This is a genomic window from Streptomyces sp. NPDC000410, assembly GCF_040300305.1.
In the GTDB taxonomy this organism is placed as follows: domain Bacteria; phylum Actinomycetota; class Actinomycetes; order Streptomycetales; family Streptomycetaceae; genus Streptomyces.
In genome coordinates this window covers 58,110-79,136 of sequence record NZ_JBEPDM010000031.1, presented here as the reverse complement: position 1 = coordinate 79,136, position 21,027 = coordinate 58,110, and the positions used below count along the sequence as shown (strand labels likewise).

The window sequence follows — 21,027 nt, the reverse complement described above, 5'->3', positions numbered from 1 at the left end:
GCCGTTCCACAAAGGGACAGCCGTTCCGTAAAAAATAGTCTGCAACAAAACCATCTGCTACGGTCTCTCTAGTCGCGCGGCCTTCAGCCGCACGCCGCCACACCCATTGACGGGAGAGACCGCATGTCCGCTGTTGTTTCCGCTCCTCCCCAGTCGCCTCCCCCGGCCGCCCGCGACCGGCAGACGCCCCGGCGCTGGGTCGCCCTCGGCGTCATCGCCACGGGCACGCTGATGACGGTCCTCGACGGCAGCATCGTGACCGTCGCCATGCCGGCCATCCAGGACGACCTGGGCTTCTCCCCCGCCAACCTCAGCTGGGTGGTCAACGCCTACCTGATCGCGTTCGGCAGCCTGCTGCTGCTCGCCGGACGGATCGGGGACCTGATCGGCCGCAAGCGGATGTTCCTGGCCGGTACCGGCGTGTTCACCGCCGCCTCGCTCCTCGCCGGAATCGCCACCACGCCCGAAGTGCTGATAGCCGCCCGGTTCCTCCAGGGCATCGGCAGCGCGATGGCGTCCGCCGTCAGCCTCGGCATCCTCATCACGCTCTTCACCGAGCCCCGCGAACGCGCGAAGGCGATCGCCGTGTTCAGCTTCACCGGCGCCGCCGGAGCCTCGCTCGGACAGGTGCTCGGCGGAGTGCTCACCGACGCCCTCGACTGGCACTGGATCTTCTTCATCAACCTGCCCATCGGCCTCGCGGCCCTCGCCCTCGCCCTCCCGGTGCTGCCCGCCGACTCGGGGCTCGGCCTGCGGGCCGGGGCCGACGCCATCGGCGCGCTCCTCGTCACCGCCGGGCTGATGCTCGGTATCTACACCGTCGTCAAGGTCGAGGAGTACGGCTGGACTTCGGCGCACACCCTCGGCCTCGGCGCACTCGCCGTCGCCCTGCTCGCCGCCTTCACCGTCCGCCAGGCCACCGCGAAGACCCCGCTCATGCCCCTGCGGATCCTCCGCTCGCGCAGCGTCACCGGGGCCAACCTGGTCCAGATGCTGATGGTGGCCGCCCTGTTCTCCTTCCAGATCCTCGTCGCGCTCTACCTGCAGAAGGTGCTCGGATACGGCGCCGCCGAGACCGGCCTCGCCATGCTTCCCGCGGCGGCGGTCATCGGCGCGGTGTCGCTCGGCGTCTCGGCCCGCCTGAACGCGCGCTACGGCGAGCGGCGGGTCCTGCTGACCGGGATCGCCCTCCTCGCCGGGGTGCTCGCCCTGCTCACCCGCCTTCCCGTGCGCGCCGACTACCTCACCGACCTGCTCCCGGTCATGCTGCTCGCCGCCGGCTTCGGCCTCGCCCTCCCGGCGCTGACCACCCTCGGCATGTCCGGCGCCGGCGACGAGGACGCCGGGCTCGCCTCCGGGCTGTTCAACACCACCCAGCAGATCGGCATGGCCCTCGGCGTCGCGGTCCTCTCCACGCTGGCGGCCTCCCGCACCGAGAGCCTGACGGTGGCCGGCGCAGGGCCCGCGGAGGCGCTGACCGGCGGCTACCACCTGGCCTTCGCCATCGGCACCGGACTCATCGTGGCCGCCTTCGTGGTCGCGTACACGGTCCTGCGCCCGGCCGGGCGCAAGCCCGCCACCGTCGGCCCCACGCCCACCGTCTGATCCACTCCCACTCCCACTCCCACTCCTCCCTCCCCCAACCGCATCCTTCGAGAAAGGCCGATCCCATGACCAAGCCCGGTGCCGGACCCGCGCCCCGCGTACTCACCGACGAGGAGCTGTCCCGCCTTCTGGCAGCACAGCGGTTCGGGGTCCTCGCGACCGTCAGAAGCACCGGTCACCCCCACCTGTCGACCGTGCTGTACCACTGGGACGCCGAGGAGCGCGTCCTGCGCGTCTCCACGACGGCCGACCGCCTCAAGGTGCGTCAGCTGCGCCGCGATCCGCACGCCGCCCTGCACGTCAACGGCCCCGACGTCTGGTCGTTCGCCGTCGCCGAGGGCGAGGCGGAGGTGTCGGAGGTGACGACGGTGCCCGGCGACGCGGTCGGGCGGGAGCTGCTGTCCCTGACACCCGGTTTCGAGAACCCGCAGGACGAGGCGGCCTTCCTGGAGCAGCTGGTGGCGGACCGACGCGTGGTGATCAGGCTGCGGGTGTCGCGCCTGTACGGGACCGCGCTGGACATCGGGTGAGCCGGTCAGCGGCTCAGGGCCGCCGGCAGGGGCCGCTGATGGAGGACGTCGAGCCGCGAGACCGCCCGGGTGAGCGCCACGTACAACCGGTGCGGGCCGCGCTCCTCGGCCTCGACGATGGCGGCGGGCTCGGCGACGACGACATGGTCGTACTCCAGGCCCTTCGCCAGCGACGCGGGCAGGACCGTCACCCGGTCCGGGTCCTGCGCCGCGAGTGCCGCGAGTGCCTCGCGCAGCGCGCCCACGTGCGCGTCGGCCGCGATCACGCCGACCGAACCCTCGCGGGTGAGCGCGGCCCGTACCGCGTCGGCCGTCGCCACCACGACGTCCGGCACCTCACGGACCGTCAGCTCGCCGTCCCTCCGGAGGGACAGTGCGGGCGGTACGTCGACGTCCAGCGCGCCCAGCAGCCGGTTGGCGAGCGCGACGACGACCGCCGGAACCCGGAAGCCGGTGGTCAGGGGCACCACGGCGGCATCCGGTCTGCCCAGGTGGGCGAGGTGTTCCGGCCAGCTGCGGGCGGCCCACGGGGTGGTGCCCTGCGCCAGGTCGCCGAGGACGGTCAGCGAGCCGAAGGCGGCGCGGCGGGCGATCGCGCGGCACTGCATCGGCGAGAGGTCCTGGGCCTCGTCGATGACGATGTGGCCGTAGCCCTCAGGGCGTTCGATGAGGCCGGAGAGCTCGTCGAGGAGGACGAGGTCGGCGGCCGACCACTTCGCCGACTTCCAGGAACGGGGCGGCTTCTCCCAGCGGATCGCGGCCTGTTCCTCCGGCATGAGGACCGGGCCTGGTACCGGGTCGCCGGAGTCGAACGGGCCACCGGAGCCGGGACGGCCGGTGGAGCCGGACGAGCCGCCGGAGTCGGACGGGTCGGTGAGCAGCGCCGCCAGCACCTCTTCCGGCCGCACCTTCGGCCAGGTGGCGTCCACGAACGCCGACACCGCACGCGACCGGCCGATCCTCTGCGTCCAGGCGCTGCTCCTGACCCCCGAGCGGCGTTCGGCCCGGAGCTGGACGGCGCGCACCGCTCGCGTACGGACCCGTTCGCGCCCGACGGCGTACGGCGGCGCCTCGGCCCGTACATCCGCCACGATGCGCTCCAGCTCGGCGAGCGGCACACGCCAGCGGTACGAGCCGTCGGGCACGGCCAGTTCGGCGGCGGGGGCCGAGACGTGGGCGTACAGCGCGCGGCGCAGTACGCCGGCCATCCTGGCGTCGTGCTTGACGGCGGCCGCGACGGCGCTGTCCTCGGCCCGTACGGGACGGTCGGCGAGCTCGTCGTCGATCGTCGACTGCCTGATGTCCAGTTCGCCGAGCGCGGGCAGGACTTCGGAGATGTAGGAGAGGAAGGTGCGGTTCGGGCCGAGGATCAGCAGCCCGCCTCGCCGGATGCGCTGGGGGTGCGTGTAGAGGAGGTACGCGGCGCGGTGCAGGCCGACGGCGGTCTTGCCGGTGCCGGGGGCGCCCTGGACGCAGACGGAGTCGGCGAGCGGGGAGCGTACGAGATCGTCCTGTTCGGGCTGGATGGTGGCGACGATGTCGCGCATCGGGCCGGTGCGCGGGCGTTCGATCTCGGCCGCGACGATGGCGCTGTCACGGGTCTCTCCGTCCGCCAGGTGCTCGTCCTCCAGGCCGGTCAGATCCGCCGGATCGCCCTTGCTGTGCGGGGCCCAGCCGAAGCGGCGACGTACGGCGACGCCCTGCGGGTCCCGGGCGCTCGCCTGGTAGAAGGCGCGCGAGACGGGGGCGCGCCAGTCGACGACGAGGGGCGGGGCGGCCGGGTGCTCGCTGATGCGGCGGCGGCCGATGTGGTGGCGCTGCCCGTCCTGGTGGTCGAGGCGGCCGAAGAAGAGCGGTCCCGCGGGGAGTTCGCGCAGCTCCTTGGCGTGGCTGCGCAGCTGGTAACCGAGGATTTCGGCGTCGGCACCGGAGGCGGAGACGTCCTCTCCGGTGACGACGCGGGTGGCGGCGCCCTCGACCATGGCGGTCAGGGCGGCGCGGCAGAGGTCGTGGTGGGCGCGTTCGTCGTGGAGTGCCGTCATCCCGCCAAGAATAACGTAACCGAGTATTAAATTTTACTGAGTAACGAAATCATCCAGCCCCGCGCGCAGCTGCCGGAACGCCAGCTCGGTGGCGGCCACGGCATCCGGGTGGACGTCCTCCGCACTCTCGCCCGCCGCGATGCGTCGCCAGTTCTCCTCGGCGAGCACCCGCAGGACGGCGACGATCTGCCCCGCGGCGAGGCGAGCACCCACACCACCGCCACCGCCCACGCCGCCGCCCTCACCCACTCCCTCGCCCACTCCCTCGCCCACGCCACCGCCCAGCGCCGCCGCGAGCGCCGCCTCCGATCGCCCCTGGTACGCGTACAGGCGCGCGACCAGGCTCGGCGTGCCGTACAGCAGCCGGTGGAAGGCAAGGACGTTCGGGTGGTCACTGAGGCCGGTCACCGGGTCGCGGCGGTCGAGGCCGTCGAGCACGTGCCTGCGCAGGGCGTCCAGCGGATCGGACGGAGCCCCGGCGATCACCCGCGCCGCCTCGTCCTCGTGGTCGGCGAACCGGTGCAGGACGAGGTCCTCCTTGGCCGGGAAGTACCGGAAGAGGGTCGGCTTCGAGACGTTCGCGGCGGCGGCCACCTCGGCGACCGGGACCTGGTCGAAGCCCTTGTCCAGGAAGAGGGCGATCGCCGCGTCGGAGATCGCCCGGTGTGTCTGCCGCTTCTTGTCCTCACGCAGTCCCATGGACAGAGCGTAAGAGCCCAGTTGACCTCAACCACGGTTCAAGTTCCAGACTTCTACGTAACGGAACCAGCAGAACCAGCAGAGGGTGTGGACGGCATGCGCGTGGCACAGGCGATCGAATTCGGCGGCCCGGAGGTACTGGTCCCGGCGGAGGCCCCGGCCCCGGAGGCGGGCCCCGGTCAGGTGGTGCTGGATGTCGCCGCGATCGACACGATCTTCGTGGAGACCCAGATCCGGTCGGGCCAATGGGAGGATTATTTCCCCGTCCGGCCGCCGTACGTGCCCGGCGGCGGCGTCGCCGGCACCGTGCGGGCGGTCGGCGCGGGCGTCGACGAGGCCTGGCTGGGCCGCCGCGTCGCCGCCTCCACCGGCTTCACCGGCGGCTACGCCGAGCAGGTCGCGGCGGCCGCCGAGGCCCTGGCACCCGTCCCCGACGGGGTCTCCCTCACCGAAGCGGCCGCCGTGATCCACGACGGCGTCACCGCGACCGCCGTCATCGACGCGACCGGGATCAAGCCGGGCGAACGCGTCCTCATCACCGGCGCGTCGGGCGGCATGGGCACCCTGCTGGTCCAGCTGGCCAAGGCGGAGGGCGCGTACGTCGTCGGCGTCGCCCGGGGTGAGCGCAAGACCGCGCTCGTACGCGACTTCGGCGCGGACGCGGTCGTGGACGCGGCCTCCCCGGACTGGCCGGAGCGGGCCCGCGAGGCGCTCGGCGGCACGGGCGCGGACGTCGTCCTCGACGGCGTCGGCGGCGACGTCGGCCTCGCGGCCTTCGCACTCACCGCCGACGGCGGCCGCTTCTCCGCCCACGGCGCCCCGACGGGCGACTTCGCCCCGGTGGACCCGCGCGAGGCGGAACACCGGGCGGTACGCCTGCTGGGCATCGCGGACCTCCAGCTCTCCGCCGCCGCGCACGCAGAAATGGCCACCCGCGCCCTCGCGGCCCTCGAGACGGGAGCACTGCGCCCGGTGATCGGCGCGACCTTCCCGCTGGAGCGGGCGTCGGACGCGCACGTCGCGATCGAGTCACGGCAGCTGGTGGGCAAGGTGGTACTGACGGTCTGAGCCGGATCGCCGCCGCCACGAGCGGCGGCGATCACGCCGTCCGGCGCACCGTCCAGGCGCCGGACACCATCCGGTTCAGATACCGGACGGCGCACCGTCCAGGCGCCGGACGGCGTGATCATGCCGAGGTTCTCCCAGTACGACTCGAACCAGTGCTGCGCCGACGCGACGAAGAGCGAACCCTGCGCGGCCTCGTCCTCCGTCTTCTCGTAGTGGAAGAGCGTCGACTGCAGGCCGAGCACGTCCAGCGCCTCGACCTCCGTGTTGTCCGGCAACGGCATCGTGCGGCGCATCACCACGTACAGACCGTGCAGCACGGACGTCCCGTTGAAGATGTAGAGCTTGTGGGTGGGGGTGAGCGGCGTCCTGCGGACCAGCACCTCCGCCGTGCCGACCAGTCCGCTGTCGCGCAGCTCGGCGAGCCTCTCCCGCAGCCGCCCCGTGTGCAGATCCACCATGTTCGCCCAGCGGCGGTGCGGACGGTCGTCGTCCGGGTCGTCGGCGGCCGACGGGAACGCCGGCGGCGGGTCCGTGCTGGGCAGCAGCAGCCGCAGCGTGATGCTGCGCGGACGCACCTGCCGATGCACCAGCCGCTCGGCCTGGACACCGACATGGTTGGCCAGGGACTCGGTGGTCAGGCAGAAGGCGTCGAGGGTGACTTCCTCCGCCTCGAAGGCCTCCGCGATGAGTCCGCCGAGACCGACCGGTTCGGGCTGCGTCGGTCGGGTGTCGCGGGTGTGGATCTGCTGGGTCTGGATAACGCGCTCGACGACGCGGGTGCCGCTGCCTTGGCGGGATTCGATCCAGTTCTCGGTCTTGAGCTCGCGCATCGCGCGCTGGATGGTGTCCCGGGACACGCCGAACTCCGCCATGAGCTCGTGATGCGTCGGCAGATTCTGCCCGACGCGGTACACCCCGTTGCCGATCCTGGTGCGCAGTTCGTCAGCGATCTCCTGTGCCGTCCGTGCGCCCCTACGCGATGTGGCGCCGTCAGCGGCGCCCGGGCGTTCAGTGGCCATGTGTCGACCGCACAGCTCGACGGGGCTACACACGCGAGTTTTCGGCGAACTCAGCTTATTTGACTACCAATCACGATTATTGTCCATCTTACCATCAAATAAGCAGCCATCCGGTCAAATTGGACCGGATGGTTCCGGGAAGCCCGCGCGTGAACGGTGAACATGGTCGGGCAGGCCTCACCGCAATCGTCGCGCCGCATCCAGCACGGGCTCCAGCGACTCGACGATGAACTCGACTTCGGCCTCGCGCAGAGCATTGAGTTTGCGCCGGTTGCGGGCGTAGCCGAGGAAACCGACACCCGCTGCGCGCACCGCCTGCAGATCGGTCGGGGCGTCACTGAGCAGCACCGCGTCCCCCGGCGCCACACCCAGCCCTTCCAGGCCCGCAGGACGCAGTCGGGGTCCGGCTTGAGCGAGGCGCATCGGCTCGCCCAGGCCAGCATCAGGAATTCGGCCGTCAGGCAGAGCGCGTCGATGCGGACCTCCCGGGCGGTGAAGGCCTCTGCCAGGCGCGGGCCGAGCGCGACCGCCGCCGGCTGCGGCGCCGCTTCGGCGGCCCGAGCGGCGTCCGGTGCAGGGGCGACACGAGACGGGGTGCCCTTGGCGGTGTTCGCGAGCAGCCCCTCGCTCTGAAGAATCCTCAAGGCCTGACGGACGGCGCCGCGCTCGACGCCGAACTCCTGCGCGAGACGGGACTGGGTGGACATCTGCTGGCCGGCCTTCAGCTCACCGCTGCAGATGCGTTCCCGCACCGCCCGCATGTCGGCGATCTCCTGTTGACGCTCTCCACCCTGAAGGGTGGAGATTCCCACCGGGCCGCCACTGTTGAGCGGCGGTCGTAGGTGGTTCCTGCTTCATCACCCACCGCCCGGCTTGCCGGGTCTTACACGGGCTCCACGAGGCGTTTTACGTGTCCGAGCGTCCCTCGGCCACGATGCTCCGCCCCTCAAGGCGGAGGTTGTACTCGGCGTTCTGGTCCCGGTCGTGGGTGGTGCCGCAGTCGCACGTCCAGGTGCGTATCCGCAGCCCGTCCTTCCCCTTTGGCCCGGTGAGTGCTCCGCAGTGGGAGCACAACTGGGTGGAGGGAAAGAACCGGTCTACCTTCACGAAGATTCGCCCGTATCTCGCGCACTTGGCTTCGAGAGTGCGGGCGAACATGCCCAAGGACTGGTCGTGCACGGACTTGCCGAAGCTCTTGGCCATGCCCTTCACTGCCAGGTCCTCCAGATACACGGCTTGGCTCTCACGCGTGATCCTGGTGGTTTCCTGTTCGATGAAGTCGCGTCGCTGATCGGCGATGCGCGCATGAAGCTTCGCTACGGCCAGCTTGGCTTTGCTGCGGTTGTTCGATCCCTTCTGGCACCGGCTGAGCTTGCGCTGAGCACGGCGAAGCTTCTTCTCCTGGCGGCGGAAGAACTTCGGAGAAGCTATCTTCCGCCCGCGCAGCACGGCGTAGGAGGACAGGCCCGGGTCGATCCCGGTGTCCGTCTCCTCCTTGTCAAGCTCAGGCAGCGGCTTGTCCTCGGCCTCCACGACGAACGAGGCGAAGTACCGTCCGGCAGCGTCCTTGATGACCGTCACGGACGACGGGTCGGAGGGAAGTTCGCGGGTCCAGCGGACCTCCACTTCTCCGACCTTCGGAAGTCGGAGCTTGCCGTCCTCGGTGATGAAGAAGCGGGCGGCCTTGGTAAACCGCACCGCCTGGCGGCTGGTCTTCTTCTTGAAGCGCGGTGGCCCGATCTTCGGACCCTTGCGGGTGCCCTTCTTCGAGGCGAAGAAGTTGCTGTACGCCGTCTGGAGATCCCGAAGGGACGACTGAAGTATGACCGCCGACACCTCGGCGAGCCAGGCCCGTTCCTCGGTCTTCTTGGCCTCGGTGATGACCTGCTTGGCCAGCGCGACGATCGACGGAAGCGGCTGGCCTCGCTTGTAGGCGTCCTGCCGGATGCGCAGCGCGTCATTCCATACAACACGGGCGCATCCGAACGCCTTCGCCAGCTCGATCTTCTGCGGGGCGCTCGGGTACAGCCGGAACTGATACCTGAGCTTCACATCGATCACGATACCAGAATGCACCTATAATGGTGTCATGGTTCAGTTGACTCTACGCCTCCCCGATGACATTCACGCCCGGCTGACCGCTCAGGCAGAAGCCGACCGGCGGTCCCTCAACTCTGAGATCGTGCACCTGCTTGAGGTCGCTCTCAGCTCCGTGGAGACAGACGACGAATCGCCCTGACGGCGATTCGCCTTTCCCTGCCCCGCTACGCGGGAAAGACGGCTACACCTCCCCCGTAAACGGGGGAGTACTGCCGCCGCTCCCGATAGCTGCGCATACGTCGACGCTACAACTGCCGTCCCCGCACGGGAAGTTGCCGAAGACCGGTCAGAACATGTCCGGGCACCAGGGCAGCCGCCCCGCCCGGAACACCGCGTCCGCCCGCGCCGCCGCGCCCGCCCGCTCCTCGTCGACGCGGCCCGCCGCCGCCAGCCGTATCACCGACTCGCCCCCGAGGTAGAGCGCCCCCAGCTCCCCCGCTCCCAGGACCAGGTCCGCCGACTCCGTCGTCGGGACGCACCACGCCCCCTCCGGTGTCGCGTCCAGCCGGAAGCGCCCGCCCACGGGCCCCGCGGCCCCGTCGTCGCGCACGTCGAGCACCAGGGAGCCCGACGCCTCGTACGTACGCGACTGGAGCGCGCGTACGACATCCAGCAGCCGCACCCACAGGAAGTCCGCGTGCGTCACGATCCGGGCGGCCCGCTGGTCCGGGAGGAAGAGGGGGAGCAGGTCGTCGGGGGCGCGGGCCCCCGAGTGGACCTTGGTGATCCAGTCGATGGAGCAGGCGTACTCCCACAGGGCGCGCTCCGCGGCCGTCGTCACCGCGATCAGGCTCTCCACCTTCGCCGTGTTCGCGGGCTGTCCCGCGTCGTTCCACCGGGTGTCCACGGTGTACGTGAGCAGCCCCTCGACCTCGCCCGCCGCCGAGCGGTACAGCGCGTGGTACGGCTCGGTCCACGGCCGCGAGGGCTTGCGCACCTCGCCCGTGTTCACGCGCCACCAGCGCTCGTCCCGGTCGGTCGCGCCGTGCTGCCGCGCGCGGAAACGCTCGTACAGGCCGGGGCCCGCCTTGCGTACGTCATCGGCGTCGACCAGGTCCACCCGGCCCCCGCCCGCCGGTCCCGACCAGTGGGGATCGAGGCCGCTGCGCGGTACGTCGATCTCCCACTCGGTGACCCGGGCGGCCGGGCCGAAGCCGTACCGGCCGTAGATCGGGTACTCGGCCGCGATGAGCGTCGAGACGGTGTCGCCGCGCTCCTTCGCCTCCGCCAGGTCCTCGGTGATCATCCGGGTCAGGATGCCTCGGCGGCGGTGGGTCGGCGCGACGGTGACCTGGGTGACGGCGTTCGCCGCGACGAACGCGCCGCCGACCGTCGTGAGTTGCTGACTGAAGGAACGGTACGTCCCCACGCACCGCCCGCCGTCGAAGGCGCCCCGCGTCCGCGCGAGGTCCATGTGCGCGGCACGGTCGGCGGCCTCGGACTCCTCGATGACGGGCGACTGCAGAAAGCCGGTGGCCATGGCCCGCAGCCAGTCGCGGACCTCGGCTTCCGTGACCGTACGAATGGCGATGCCCTCAAGGCTCATGCCGTCCACGCTAGACATTCCGCGCCCCGGCGTCGCGCGCATTTTCCCCGGCCGAGGGCCGAGGCGCCCTGCCCGAGGCGACGGACGCCTCTCCCGGCCCCCGCTCTGACCGGCCCGCTCCCCGCCACCCGGCAGGGACGCCCAGTCACGGGCCCCGGCAACGGCGCCCGGCAGCGGCGCCCGAGAAGGCCACCGCACAGTCGCGCCCAGCGGCGGCGAGAACGGGTCGGCGGCCTGCGGGACAGCCTCAGGTCAGCAGGTCGTCCACCTGCGCTTCGCCGTCGCGGTACCTGCGGGTGATCTCGGCGCTGCAGTCGTCGGCCGTCCGCTGGAGCGTCGCGCGCCGCCGCGAAACCTGCTGCTCGCAGTGCGCGAGCCGCCCCATCGCCGCGTGCAGTTCGGCGTCCGTACGGGCGTCCAGGTCGGAGAGCTCCACCTCCGACAGCATCTCGGCGGCCAGCCTCCGGTACTCCGCGCCGCGCGGCGTGGAGAGCGTCACGTGCCGGGCCGAACTGCCACGGCGCGACGGCGCGTCCGCGAGGATCTCCGAGAGCCGGTCGACGACCGCGGCATCCGGCCCGGCGGCCCGGCGGCCGCCGCCCGGTCCCGGCTGCGCCGGTGGCTGCGTACGCCGCGACAGCTCGGCGCGCAGGATGTCGATACGGCCGTGCAGCAGCCGTCGCAGATAGCTCAGGTCCGCCTCGTCGCGCTGCGAGTCGCGGCGCAGCAACCGGAGCTCCGGCAACCGCAGGGCGGTCAGATCGTGCCCCCGCGCCTCGGGCAGGTCATCTCCCGGAACGCGCGGCTGGGGCGGACGCATGGCGCCCATGGTGTGACGCGTGGTCATCGGAACGGGGCCGGGCGGCTGCCCGGCGCCAGGTGTGCTCATGACGTGAATCAATCCCCTCGACCGGTGCACGGGGTCTCCCCGGGCCCGGAGGGCCGAGGGGCTGCACCGCCTCCGTGCATCGTGCCATTACGGACGGTTCGCACGCAGGCGCTCGGCACCCGTTCGGACCCGGATGGCTCACCGATAGGTTGGTCCGTATGCGAGCAGTGGTACAGCGGGTCGACGGCGCGAGCGTCGTGGTGGCCGGCGAGACGGTGGGCGAGATCGTCGGCGAGGGACTGTGTGTGCTGGTGGGCGTCACGCACGCGGACACCCCGGAGAAGGCGGCGCAGCTGGCCCGCAAACTCTGGTCGGTGCGGATCCTGGAGGGCGAGAAGTCCTGCTCCGACGTGAACGCCCCGCTGCTGGTGATCTCCCAGTTCACCCTCTACGGGGACGCCCGCAAGGGCCGCCGCCCCACCTGGAACGCCGCCGCGCCCGGCGAGATCGCCGAGCCGCTCGTCGACGAGGTGGTGGAGCAGCTGCGGAAGCTGGGGGCGCGCGTGGAGACGGGCCGGTTCGGAGCGGAGATGCGGGTCTCGCTCACGAATCACGGCCCGTTCACGGTGATCGTCGAGGTGTAGCGGAACGGCCGCACCCAGGTACCGTACTCAGCCGTCCTTACGGCTCCACGACCGTCTCCTGGGCCGCCGCCGTCTCCCCCGCCAGCAGGTCCGCGTCCACCGGCACGTTCCGCTTCACCAGCGCCAGCGCGATCGGGCCCAGCTCGTGGTGCCGGGCCGAGGTCGTGATGAAGCCCAGCTGCCGCCCGTCGGGCCCGTCGGCAGCGAGCCGCACCGGGGTGCCGTGTCCGGGCAGATGCACCTCGCTGCCGTCCAGGTGCAGGAAGACCAGCCGGCGCGGCGGCTTCCCCAGGTTGTGGACGCGCGCCACGGTCTCCTGGCCCCGGTAGCAGCCCTTCTGGAGGTGCACCGCCGTGCCGATCCAGCCCAGCTCGTGCGGGATCGTGCGGTGGTCGGTCTCGAACCCGAGGCGCGGCCGGTGCGCCTCGACCCGCAGCGCCTCATGGGCCAGCACACCGATGGCGGGGCCGTTGGCGGCGGCGTACGACTCCAGCGCCCCGCGCGGCAGGAACAGTTCACGGCCGTACGGGGTCTCCCGTACGACCACTCCCTCAGGCGCCTCGGCGATCGAACCGGCCGGCAGGTACACGACGGCGAAGTCTTCCGTCCGGTCGGCGACCTCGACCTGGTAGAAGAACTTCATCGACTCCAGGTACGCGATCAGCGCGTCCTGCGTGCCGGGCTCGACATGCGCCCACACCGTCTCGCCGTCGTCGACGAGATAGAGCGCGTGCTCGACATGACCGTGTGCCGACAGGATCAGCGCCTCGGTGGCCTGCCCGACGGGCAGCTCGCTGACGTGCTGGGTGAGCAGCAGATGCAGCCAGCTGAGCCGGTCGGGGCCGGAGACGGCGACCACACCTCGGTGCGAGAGGTCGACGAGACCGGTGCCGTCGGCGAGCGCGCGCTGCTCGCGGAACAGGTCGCCGTAGTGCGCGGCGACGCCTTCGTCGCGTCCGTCGGCGGGGACAGCGCCGGGCAGGGACAGCAAGGGGCTGATCGTTGAATGTCGCTGCATGGGATCAGCCTACGACTGGCCCTCTGCCGCCTTCGCTGTGCATGCACCACACCGGCCGAAGATCGCGAAGTGCTTCATGTCGGTCTCGAAGCCGAAGGTCTCACGGAGCTTCGCCGTGAAGTCGGCGGCGACCCCGACATCCGCCTCGATCACGTTCGAGCAGTCCCGGCAGACCAGGTGCAGATGATGATGACGGTCGGCGAGGTGGTAGGTCGGCGCGCCGTGCCCGAGGTGGGCGTGGGAGACCAGGCCCAGCTCCTCCAGCAGCTCCAGGGTCCGGTAGACCGTGGAGATGTTCACGCCGGACGCGGTCTTGCGGACCTCGCCGAGGATGTCGTCCGGGGTCGCGTGTTCGAGGGTGTCGACGGCTTCGAGGACAAGCTGGCGCTGCGGGGTCAGCCGGTAGCCGCGCTGCCGCAGATCGCTCTTCCAGTCGGTGCTCACCACGCGACCAGTGTAGGCAGCGCGGTGAACGCTGGGCTTACTTGAAGAAAGCGATGCCGTCGTCCGGAAGGTCACCGAGGTCCTTGGCCCAGGACGCGACATCCTCCGGGGTGACGACCTTCTTCAGGTGCGCCGACATGTACGGCCGCAGCGGCACCTCGGGGGTGGCCTTCTCGCCGACCCACATCAGGTCGCCCTTGACGTAGCCGTAGAGCCGCTTGCCGCCGGTGTACGGGCCGGAGGCGGCGGTACGCGCGACGGCGTCCGTCACCAGGTCGATCTGCGGCTTCTTGTCGGCCAGGTCGCCGTACCAGATCTCCACGATGCCCTGGTCACGGACCATGACGATCTCGACCTTGCGGTCCTTGTCGATGCGCCAGTAGCCCGACTCGGACTCCAGCGGCCTGACCTTGTTGCCCTCGGAGTCGAGCACCCAGCTGTGCGAGACGTACTCGATGAAGTCCCGGCCGTCGTGGCTGAACGTCACGGACTGGCCGAAGTTGCACTTCTCCGCGCCGGGGAAGTCGGAAACACCCGCACCCTCCCAGGTGCCCAGCAGAAAGGCGAGCGGGACGAGCTCGGGGTTGAGGTCGGACGGGATCTCGATCATGAGCGTCTCTGTCGATCTGTTCTGGAGGGGATGAGCGGGGTGACGGCGAGGGCGCGAGGGGTCAGCGCTGGCCCTGGTACAGCTTCTTCACGGCCAGACCGGCGAACGCGAGGGTGGCGACGCAGACCAGGACCAGCAGAGCTTCGAAGAAAACGATCACGGGGTGCTCCTCGAATGAGCGTGAAGGCAGAACGGGCCGGACCCCAGCCTAATGGGTTGGGGCCCGGCGCTCGCTGGGAGGTCGTTCCGCTGCCGCCTCAGCTCAGGAGCTGACTCTGCAGGACGACGGTCTGCTGAAACGGTACGTCCGCGACGGCGCCCTTCTTCGCGTCCTTCGCGAGGACGACAAGGGCGATGGTGTCGCCCGCCTGGATGTACGCCTGACGGACGTGCTCGTTTCCGTACGGCTCCTGCTCCGTGTACGCGTACCAGTTGATGTTGTCCATGTTCGCGGCGGCCGGGAAGGTCTCGTCGAGCTCGGACTCGCCCGCGTCGAGGAGGCGGCGGATGGGGGTGATGGACGTTCCCGGCCCGTCGGTCAGGAAGTCGTCGGCGGCCGCGGCGCCGTTGAAGCGCAGGAGGAAGATGCGGGTGCGGGTGCCGTCCGGCGTGGTCCAGCCACGAGCGGCGATATGCCTCAGGCCTCGCTCGGCGAGCGCACCCGCCACCGCCTCGCGGTCCTCGGTCTCGTATTGCGCCAGGTACGTGGCAGTGGGCAGCCAGCCGTCCTTGCCCACCAAGGACGGGTCCTGCTTGGCGCGCTTGGGCGCGGGCAGGACCAGTGCACGCAGGTCCGCGTGGTGGCTCTCGGTGATGTTCCGCTCCTCGAACGGGCGAGGCGAGCCGGACGGAAGCGGCGGAAGAGTCAGCGTCGGGTAGTCCCAGCGCCCGTCCGGCTCCGTCGCGAGACCGGGCAGGTCGGAACGTTCCTGGGTGGTGATCCCGTACGCGGTTCCGGCGCCGAGGGCGCCGAAGACCAGGGCGGCAGCCGCCCACCGTGCGACGGCTCGCAGGACGCGGCGGTCCTTGGCGGGCGGGGGCGGGATCTCCGCCGTCGTCGGACCGACGGGCTCGACGGTCACCTGTTGCTCGGTCATACGGCCTCCCCGGGCTCTTCGATCCGGTCCAGCTGCCGGGCCAGCAGGTCGGCGACCGTCTCGGTGTGCAGTGGCTTCGTCCCGTACGCGGTGACGCTGACCAGGACCTCGCCGCGGTGGGCGGAGCACAGCATCCTCGCGGGCTCGTCCTCTTCGGCCTCCGGCATGACGGCGCAGGTGGCGTCCTTGTGGCCCTTGATGGCCGGGCCCTTGCGGAAGACGTCCGTGTCCTTCAGCAGCGCCGAGCGGAAGCGGGCGGTGTCACGGACGGCCCGCTGGTCCTCCATCTGCACCAGCGCGATGTTGACCACGACGGCCTCTGCCTCACTGCCGTAGCTGTCGGCGTAACTGCGCTCGACCATGCCTTTGATGCGCCGTTTGTCGATCTCCCTTTCCAGGCTCCTGCGCTCCTGGAGCGGCACGGCCTTCAGCGCCTCCTTGGCCAGGACGTTCGCCTTGGCGCCACTGAGGACCACGGTCGCACCGTCCAGCTCGTGGTCGGGACCGTAGCGGTAGTCGTCGGGGAGCGGGAGCAGCATCCGCTCCAGCTCCGAGGCGGGCTTCGGGGCGGGCGAGTCGCTTTCGGCGGCCGCCGGGAATCGCCAGGTGGTGGCCTCAGGGGTGCGGTCGGCATCCCGCACCTTGACGACGGTGTAGCTGATGCCCGAGCCGACCGCGCCGAGCAACAGGACGGATGCGGTGATGGTGGCGATCAGCCGGCGCCCACGTGACTTCGGGGCGGGGGTGTCGAGGTGCTCACTCACAGGCGCTCCCACTGGCGCTGGGCCACATCCCTGATCTTCTTCTCGCTCACCGGTCTGCTGTCCGCGATCCAGATCTCAAGGGCGATGTCCCCCCGCCAGGCATGTGCCCTGGCTTTGTACGTCCGCTGCCCGTCCTCGACCTCGGGTCTGTCGTCGACGAAGTAGCGGCCGGCGGGCGACCCGGCGATGGCCTTGCCAGGGTTCCCGGTCTCTTCTTCCGCCCAGGCCACCGAGTCGTGCACCGCCGCCTCCGCACCGGAGTCTCCGTACCCGTACCGCTTCTCGTCCCGGAACTGCAGCAGACGTATCTCGACGAACCGATCGCCGTCCTCGTGCCAGGCGACCCGGGCGCCCCGGCGGTATTGCTGTTCCACGAGAAGGGCGACGGCCTCGCTCGGGAACGTGAACTCCGACGCGTACTGCTCCAGCGACATCCACCGCGCTTCGAAGAGGCCGGAGTCACGGTCCGACGCCCCCTTCGGCGCCGTCAGCAGCAGCTTCCGCAGATCGCCCTCCGTCTTCACCTTCCGGTCCACCGCCGCGGACAGCGGCTCCGGCCCCTTGCCCTTCGCCTGCGCGAGCACCGGCTGCGAGAGCGACGGGAGCGCGGCGGGCGGCCGCTCGGCCTGGACGACGTATCCCGTGCAGACACCGGCCACGACGCCGAGCACGGCGGCGCCGACGATGAGTGCGGCGGTACGGCCACGGCGGCGTGGCGCACGAGCCGGAGCGGGCAGCGGCTGTTCTCCTTGCGGTTCCAGTTCTTCTTGCGGTGCTGGTTCTTCTTGCGGTTCCAAAGGGGTCCCCCCACGAGACCTGAGGCACGGCTTCCGTTGTCCGTGCACGTACAACCGACCAGCACCGCCCCGCCGTAGTTGTACGACCAGGTATTACTTTTCGAAGCATGGCGAAAAACGATCTCCTCGAATGAGCCTGAAGGCAGAACGGGCCGGACCCCAGCCCGATGGGTTGGGGTCCGGCACCCGCCGGCAGGTGGCCCCGGGCCAGGTCAGCCCCTAAGCGGCCAGCGCCAGGCGACACGGAGCTATCCCGCTGCCCCCGCCGCGCCCCCTGCCCGGGAGGCGCCTCGGAGCGCGGGCGGCACTCGACCGGCGCCGCTGCCGGTGCCTGCCGCCGACAGGGCGCGCCCGTCGCTCGCGCGTGGCCGGGATGTACACGCGCACCTCGGCGGCCCAGCACGAACACGTGTAGCTGGTGGCGCGCCCGGCATCCACAGGCGGTGCGGTACTGCCCCGGTACGACGGGATGAGGACGGCCGCGGCGAGCACGGCGAGCGTCACCAGCGCCAGGAGGAACAGCGCGACGCAGAAGTAGAACTCTCCCTCACTCATGAGGCCGGTCCCCCTCCCGCTTCGGCTTTCGGCTTGGGAAGGAAGAGCAGGTGGCACCCGTAGTGCGCCGCGAGGAGCAGTAGCAGTTTCTTCCCCTGGGACTCCGAGAGGATCAGGTTCTTCCTGTACTTCGGCTCGAAGATCCGGAGCATGCTCGCTCCCCTGGGGCTCGTGTGGGAGGTGAGACGCGGTGGCAGTTTCGTACGGCTCATCGCGCGGCCCCCAGCTCGAACCACACGCACTTGCCGTACGGCCGCCTGGCGCCGCCGAAGTACTCGACACCCCAGCGACTGGCGAGGCTGTCCACCAGGAGGAGGCCCCGCCCGGACTCTTCGGACGCTTCGAGCGGGGGCCGTTCCGGGGGAACGGGGGGAACGGGGATGAGGGCGGAGCCGCGATCCCGCACCTCTACGTACACCTCGGCCTGGCGCACCGTGACCGTGAGCACGAGGTCGGGCGATTCGGTGTGCTGGACGACGTTGGTCACGATCTCGGAGACGCAGACTCCGGCGTTGTCCACGATGGCGTCGAACCCGTCGACGGTGAGGTAAAGCCCCAGGGTTTTGCGGCACAGCCGTGGAGCGTGGGCGCTGCACGGCATGCGCGTGCTGTAGGTGCGCGTTAAGGACTTGGTGTGCGTTGCGGTGTTGCTCATGATCGTGCCTCCCAGCGTTGATCTGTGGTCACGCCGCACTGCCGCCATGGCTCGGCCGTCCCCCCGATGAGGCAACCCCTTGCCCTGGGGCATGGGAGGGCCGGCTGCACTGTGGGCTCACTGGAGTACCGCGCTGAGCAAGACCATAGAGGACCCGAAGCAATCTTCATGAAGTTACGGATAAATATTTATCCGTAACTGGACCCGTAGCCCCGCTCGCGCCACACTGGTCACCAACGAAAGGGGAGGCGATGCCACCAAGGAAGGCGCCGACTGCTCGACAGGCGCGGGTGGGCACCGAGCTGCGCAAGATGCGCGAAAGGTCCGGGCAGACGATGGCGCAGGCCGCCGCGGCCTTGGGCACGAACTCAAGCGGTCTCAGCAACATAGAGAGCGGCCGAGCGGGTGTCTCCGCCGAGCGAGTGCAAACCCTTGCCACCAACTACGGCGAGCCGGATGCGGCCTACGTGGACGCGCTGCGCGCGATGGCGGAGGAACGGGTCAAGGGCTGGTGGGAGGACTACCGCGGCACGCTTCCCGTCGGGGCGATCGACCTCGCCGAACTGGAGCATCACGCAAAAGGGCTGCGCAACGTCACCATCATCCACATGCCTGGCGTCCTTCAGACGGAGGAGTACGCGAAGGCCGTCTTCAGTGAGGCGATCCCCAAGCTCGCTCCCGCCGAGTTGCGCCGTCGGCTGTCCCACAGGATGCGGCGCCGAGACTTCCTCGATCGCGCATCGCCACCTGACTGCACGTTCATAATCCACGAGGCCGCCCTGCGAATGAAGTTCGGCGGGCCGTCCGTGACCAGAGGACAACTTGAACACCTCCTGGAGGTGTCCGAGCGCGACAACGTCACCGTTCGAGTGATCCCGTTCGAGGCGGGCGGGTTCGCGAACGCCGGTAGCTCCGTGATGTATGTAGCCGGTCCGGTACCACAGCTTGACACTGTGCAACTGGACGTAGCCAACGGTGTGGCGTTCATGGACTCTGAAAGCCAACTCGCGAACCACCGCCACATCATCGACGGCACGGAACAGAAGTCCCTTCCCCCTCAAGAGTCGCGTGATTTCATTCACGCGATGATCGAACAACTGTGAAGGTCTGAAATGGCTGAGATCCGCTGGCAGAAGTCCTCTTACTCCACCGACGCCGCAGGCAACTGCGTCGAACTCGGATCCGTCGACGGCGCGATCAAGATGCGCGAGAGCGACGACCCCGAGGTCATCGTCACCACCAGCCCCGAGAAGCTCCGCGCGTTCATCCTCGGCGTGAAGGCCGGAGAGTTCGATCATCTGATCTAGCGCCGCAAGGGACGCTCATCCAGCCCTCTACCCGTACGGGTGGAGGGCTTCCCCTTTGCCTCCAAAGGTTACATCCAGCACCGTCGCAACTATTACCCGCTAGAGGGTTGAACCGTGCTCCCGAGTAGCGCTACGGTCACTACACGCAGCCAACACGGAGCCTGCAAACCCCAGTTGGCCGCCGCTACCCCCGCACGTCTCCCCCCAGGGAACCTGCGGTAGCCGGCCCCACCTCCACCCGTCCGGAAAGGGTGGGGCCGAACCTCAAGTTCCTTCCCCCGGCGTTCCTGTACTCCGCGCCGAGGGAAGCGGGCCCATGCCTGGTGGGGCTATGGGCTCACCGGTTCTCTCCCCGCAGCGCGCCCGTAGACGCGCGACCGGGGACTTGAACCGCTCTCCCCCTCCTGCGGCACCCCACGCCGAGTGCCGCATGAGGGGGAAACCGCCCGACAGCAGCACGGCGCGAAGGGGAGCAGACGCAATGGAGGCGCAGGCACCGCGAGAACCAGAGCCGCACTGGCACGCGTATACGTGGACAGGGCTGCTCATTCCTTCGGACGCGGTCCGTATCAACCGGCGCAGCCCGACACCACCGCTGCACGTAGGCGAATGGCTGCGGAAACCCCGCAAGTTGATGGACCGCACCCACAACAGTCCCAAACAGGGCGGCCTTTGGCTGGCGGCCCTACTCGCCCGGCGCCCCGACGCGGAACGCGAGATCGAACCGGCAGCACGTCTCAGAACCGCTGTGACGCGGCTTGAGGCGGGGCTCGATGTGCAGTGGCAGTACGTGCTGTACTCGGGCTGGCTCCAGCATGCGGCCCTGGTGGTCTGCCCCCGCAAGGACTACGAATGCCCCTTCCCTCCCCGCCACGAGGAGGGACCTGCGGGAACGCCGTTGCTGCTGCACGCACCCGGAGGGCCCGCTCTCTAGGGCATTACCTCTGGAGCGCCAGCAGGAGCTGGGTGTCAGTGCGGTGCCGGGGGGGCCGACCCTCAGATTCATCCCTGCTCCCCCAAACGGAGGAGAAGGCACGGACCGCCGGTGGACGCGGTGCCGCAGGTGGCGGGGTGAGCATGGCGGCATAGGGACTCCGGGTGAAAGGAAGACCGTGATGAGCCCCAGCCTCCCCCAGGCCGTCTTCGACGTACCTCGCCGCATCAAGTGGGCGGCGTACGCCATCCCTTTGTGCGCACTGCCCTCGGGGCTGTGGCGCATTGCGCTCGTCGTCGGCTGGCCCGACTGGTACGCCGGGCACGACTGGTTGCCAGGTGAGCGGCTGTACGTGCTCTCGCTCTCGCTGGTCGCCGAGTGCTTTGCTCTGCTCAGCCTGGGGCTCGTACGGCCCTGGGGGGAACGGCTGCCTGCCTGGATTCCGTTCGTCGGCGGCCGTGTGCTGCCGGTCCGCGCTGTCGTCGTCCCAGCCGGCATCGGTGCCCTCCTGGCTACCGGCCTGGCCGCGTACGCCACCCTGAACTACCTGTTCCATTTCGTTCCCCCGCTGAACGACACCGGTGAGGCCTTCCCGACCAGCGGCCCGGGGGCGTGGGCCCTGTGGGCCTGCTACATCCCGATTCTCGCCTGGGGGCCGTTGTTGGCGGTGGTGACACGGGCCTACCACCTGCGCCGCGCCCAGGGTGAGGCTCTTGCGGGGGTCAGCCCCTGCCCGGGGTGACCTCACGGATCGCGTTCCCCGT

Annotated in this window: 24 protein-coding genes and 1 pseudogene; 9 read left to right on the top strand and 16 right to left on the bottom strand. The window is 70.1% G+C overall.

Annotation, left to right across the window (positions count from 1 at the left end; genetic code table 11):
- Positions 1-123: 123 nt before the first annotated feature.
- Together ABT342_RS26205 and ABT342_RS26200 are read left to right on the top strand one after the other, a co-directional pair.
- On the top strand, positions 124-1,605 hold the full coding sequence (locus ABT342_RS26205; protein ID WP_502965618.1) for an MFS transporter: 1,482 nt from the start codon (positions 124-126) through the stop codon (positions 1,603-1,605).
- A 65-nt stretch (positions 1,606-1,670) separates the two neighbouring features.
- Positions 1,671-2,135 carry a PPOX class F420-dependent oxidoreductase gene (locus ABT342_RS26200; RefSeq protein WP_351578615.1) on the top strand — a complete coding sequence of 155 codons (465 nt, stop codon included), beginning with the start codon at positions 1,671-1,673 and terminating at the stop codon, positions 2,133-2,135.
- Between the two features lie 5 nt (positions 2,136-2,140).
- Here ABT342_RS26200 and ABT342_RS26195 read toward each other — a convergent pair whose 3' ends face one another.
- Both ABT342_RS26195 and ABT342_RS26190 read right to left on the bottom strand, forming a co-directional pair.
- Entirely contained in the window at positions 2,141-4,177 is a 2,037-nt protein-coding gene (locus tag ABT342_RS26195; RefSeq protein ID WP_351578613.1) for a HelD family protein, read from the bottom strand.
- Positions 4,178-4,210: 33 nt separating this feature from the next.
- Positions 4,211-4,876, bottom strand: coding sequence for a TetR family transcriptional regulator (locus ABT342_RS26190; protein WP_351578610.1), 666 nt, complete (start codon positions 4,874-4,876; stop codon positions 4,211-4,213).
- A 96-nt stretch (positions 4,877-4,972) separates the two neighbouring features.
- Between ABT342_RS26190 and ABT342_RS26185 the strand changes: the two genes are divergently transcribed.
- Entirely contained in the window at positions 4,973-5,944 is a 972-nt protein-coding gene (locus ABT342_RS26185; protein WP_351578607.1) for a zinc-binding dehydrogenase, read from the top strand.
- An 830-nt stretch (positions 5,945-6,774) separates the two neighbouring features.
- Here the strand turns inward: ABT342_RS26185 and ABT342_RS26180 are convergent.
- The 3 genes and pseudogenes from ABT342_RS26180 to ABT342_RS26170 all read right to left on the bottom strand — a co-directional run.
- Positions 6,775-6,963: pseudogene (locus ABT342_RS26180) on the bottom strand (GntR family transcriptional regulator); the annotation flags it as partial.
- 50 nt (positions 6,964-7,013) lie between these two features.
- Positions 7,014-7,775 carry a winged helix-turn-helix domain-containing protein gene (locus ABT342_RS26175; RefSeq protein ID WP_351578604.1) on the bottom strand — a complete coding sequence of 254 codons (762 nt, stop codon included), beginning with the start codon at positions 7,773-7,775 and terminating at the stop codon, positions 7,014-7,016.
- A gap of 94 nt (positions 7,776-7,869) precedes the next feature.
- A complete protein-coding gene (locus ABT342_RS26170; RefSeq protein ID WP_351578601.1) occupies positions 7,870-9,015 on the bottom strand; it encodes an RNA-guided endonuclease InsQ/TnpB family protein in 1,146 nt (381 codons plus the stop codon).
- Positions 9,016-9,052: 37 nt separating this feature from the next.
- On the opposite strand from ABT342_RS26170, the gene ABT342_RS26165 reads away from it, so the two are divergent.
- On the top strand, positions 9,053-9,202 hold the full coding sequence (locus ABT342_RS26165) for an Arc family DNA-binding protein (protein WP_351578598.1): 150 nt from the start codon (positions 9,053-9,055) through the stop codon (positions 9,200-9,202).
- Between the two features lie 147 nt (positions 9,203-9,349).
- On the opposite strand, the gene ABT342_RS26160 is transcribed toward ABT342_RS26165, so the two are convergent.
- Together ABT342_RS26160 and ABT342_RS26155 are read right to left on the bottom strand one after the other, a co-directional pair.
- Positions 9,350-10,609 carry a GNAT family N-acetyltransferase gene (locus ABT342_RS26160; protein WP_351578595.1) on the bottom strand — a complete coding sequence of 420 codons (1,260 nt, stop codon included), beginning with the start codon at positions 10,607-10,609 and terminating at the stop codon, positions 9,350-9,352.
- A gap of 247 nt (positions 10,610-10,856) precedes the next feature.
- Positions 10,857-11,498, bottom strand: a complete 642-nt coding sequence (locus ABT342_RS26155; RefSeq protein ID WP_351578592.1) for an RsiG family protein — start codon at positions 11,496-11,498, stop codon at positions 10,857-10,859.
- Between the two features lie 158 nt (positions 11,499-11,656).
- Between ABT342_RS26155 and dtd the strand changes: the two genes are divergently transcribed.
- Positions 11,657-12,082, top strand: a complete 426-nt coding sequence (dtd, locus tag ABT342_RS26150; protein WP_351578589.1) for a D-aminoacyl-tRNA deacylase — start codon at positions 11,657-11,659, stop codon at positions 12,080-12,082.
- A 37-nt stretch (positions 12,083-12,119) separates the two neighbouring features.
- Here the strand turns inward: dtd and ygfZ are convergent, their stop codons facing one another.
- From ygfZ to ABT342_RS26105, 9 genes are all read right to left on the bottom strand, one after another.
- Complete coding sequence (ygfZ, locus tag ABT342_RS26145; RefSeq protein ID WP_351578585.1) at positions 12,120-13,100, bottom strand: CAF17-like 4Fe-4S cluster assembly/insertion protein YgfZ; 981 nt, start codon at positions 13,098-13,100, stop codon at positions 12,120-12,122.
- A 9-nt stretch (positions 13,101-13,109) separates the two neighbouring features.
- Positions 13,110-13,547 (bottom strand): Fur family transcriptional regulator, encoded by a 438-nt coding sequence (locus tag ABT342_RS26140; RefSeq protein WP_351578582.1) that lies wholly within the window; start codon positions 13,545-13,547, stop codon positions 13,110-13,112.
- A gap of 34 nt (positions 13,548-13,581) precedes the next feature.
- Positions 13,582-14,154, bottom strand: coding sequence for a heme-binding beta-barrel domain-containing protein (locus tag ABT342_RS26135; protein ID WP_351578579.1), 573 nt, complete (start codon positions 14,152-14,154; stop codon positions 13,582-13,584).
- Between the two features lie 257 nt (positions 14,155-14,411).
- Entirely contained in the window at positions 14,412-15,251 is an 840-nt protein-coding gene (locus tag ABT342_RS26130; RefSeq protein WP_351578576.1) for a hypothetical protein, read from the bottom strand.
- Positions 15,248-16,015, bottom strand: a complete 768-nt coding sequence (locus ABT342_RS26125) for a hypothetical protein (protein ID WP_351578573.1) — start codon at positions 16,013-16,015, stop codon at positions 15,248-15,250. Before ABT342_RS26125 ends, ABT342_RS26130 begins: the two co-directional genes overlap by 4 nt.
- Positions 16,012-16,686: a hypothetical protein gene (locus tag ABT342_RS26120; RefSeq protein ID WP_351578570.1), complete on the bottom strand. Its 675-nt coding sequence runs from the start codon at positions 16,684-16,686 to the stop codon at positions 16,012-16,014. Before ABT342_RS26120 ends, ABT342_RS26125 begins: the two co-directional genes overlap by 4 nt.
- A gap of 345 nt (positions 16,687-17,031) precedes the next feature.
- Positions 17,032-17,367, bottom strand: a complete 336-nt coding sequence (locus ABT342_RS26115) for a hypothetical protein (RefSeq protein ID WP_351578567.1) — start codon at positions 17,365-17,367, stop codon at positions 17,032-17,034.
- Positions 17,364-17,519: a hypothetical protein gene (locus tag ABT342_RS26110; protein WP_351578564.1), complete on the bottom strand. Its 156-nt coding sequence runs from the start codon at positions 17,517-17,519 to the stop codon at positions 17,364-17,366. The genes ABT342_RS26115 and ABT342_RS26110 overlap by 4 nt, the downstream gene beginning before the upstream one ends.
- A gap of 56 nt (positions 17,520-17,575) precedes the next feature.
- On the bottom strand, positions 17,576-18,022 hold the full coding sequence (locus tag ABT342_RS26105; RefSeq protein ID WP_351578561.1) for an ATP-binding protein: 447 nt from the start codon (positions 18,020-18,022) through the stop codon (positions 17,576-17,578).
- Positions 18,023-18,273: 251 nt separating this feature from the next.
- Between ABT342_RS26105 and ABT342_RS26100 the strand changes: the two genes are divergently transcribed.
- From ABT342_RS26100 to ABT342_RS26085, 4 genes are all read left to right on the top strand, one after another.
- Positions 18,274-19,125 (top strand): helix-turn-helix domain-containing protein, encoded by an 852-nt coding sequence (locus ABT342_RS26100; RefSeq protein WP_351578558.1) that lies wholly within the window; start codon positions 18,274-18,276, stop codon positions 19,123-19,125.
- 9 nt (positions 19,126-19,134) lie between these two features.
- On the top strand, positions 19,135-19,329 hold the full coding sequence (locus ABT342_RS26095) for a DUF397 domain-containing protein (RefSeq protein ID WP_351578555.1): 195 nt from the start codon (positions 19,135-19,137) through the stop codon (positions 19,327-19,329).
- A gap of 748 nt (positions 19,330-20,077) precedes the next feature.
- Positions 20,078-20,263 carry a hypothetical protein gene (locus ABT342_RS26090; protein ID WP_351578552.1) on the top strand — a complete coding sequence of 62 codons (186 nt, stop codon included), beginning with the start codon at positions 20,078-20,080 and terminating at the stop codon, positions 20,261-20,263.
- Positions 20,264-20,444: 181 nt separating this feature from the next.
- Positions 20,445-21,005 carry a hypothetical protein gene (locus ABT342_RS26085; protein ID WP_351578549.1) on the top strand — a complete coding sequence of 187 codons (561 nt, stop codon included), beginning with the start codon at positions 20,445-20,447 and terminating at the stop codon, positions 21,003-21,005.
- Positions 21,006-21,027 lie beyond the last annotated feature (22 nt).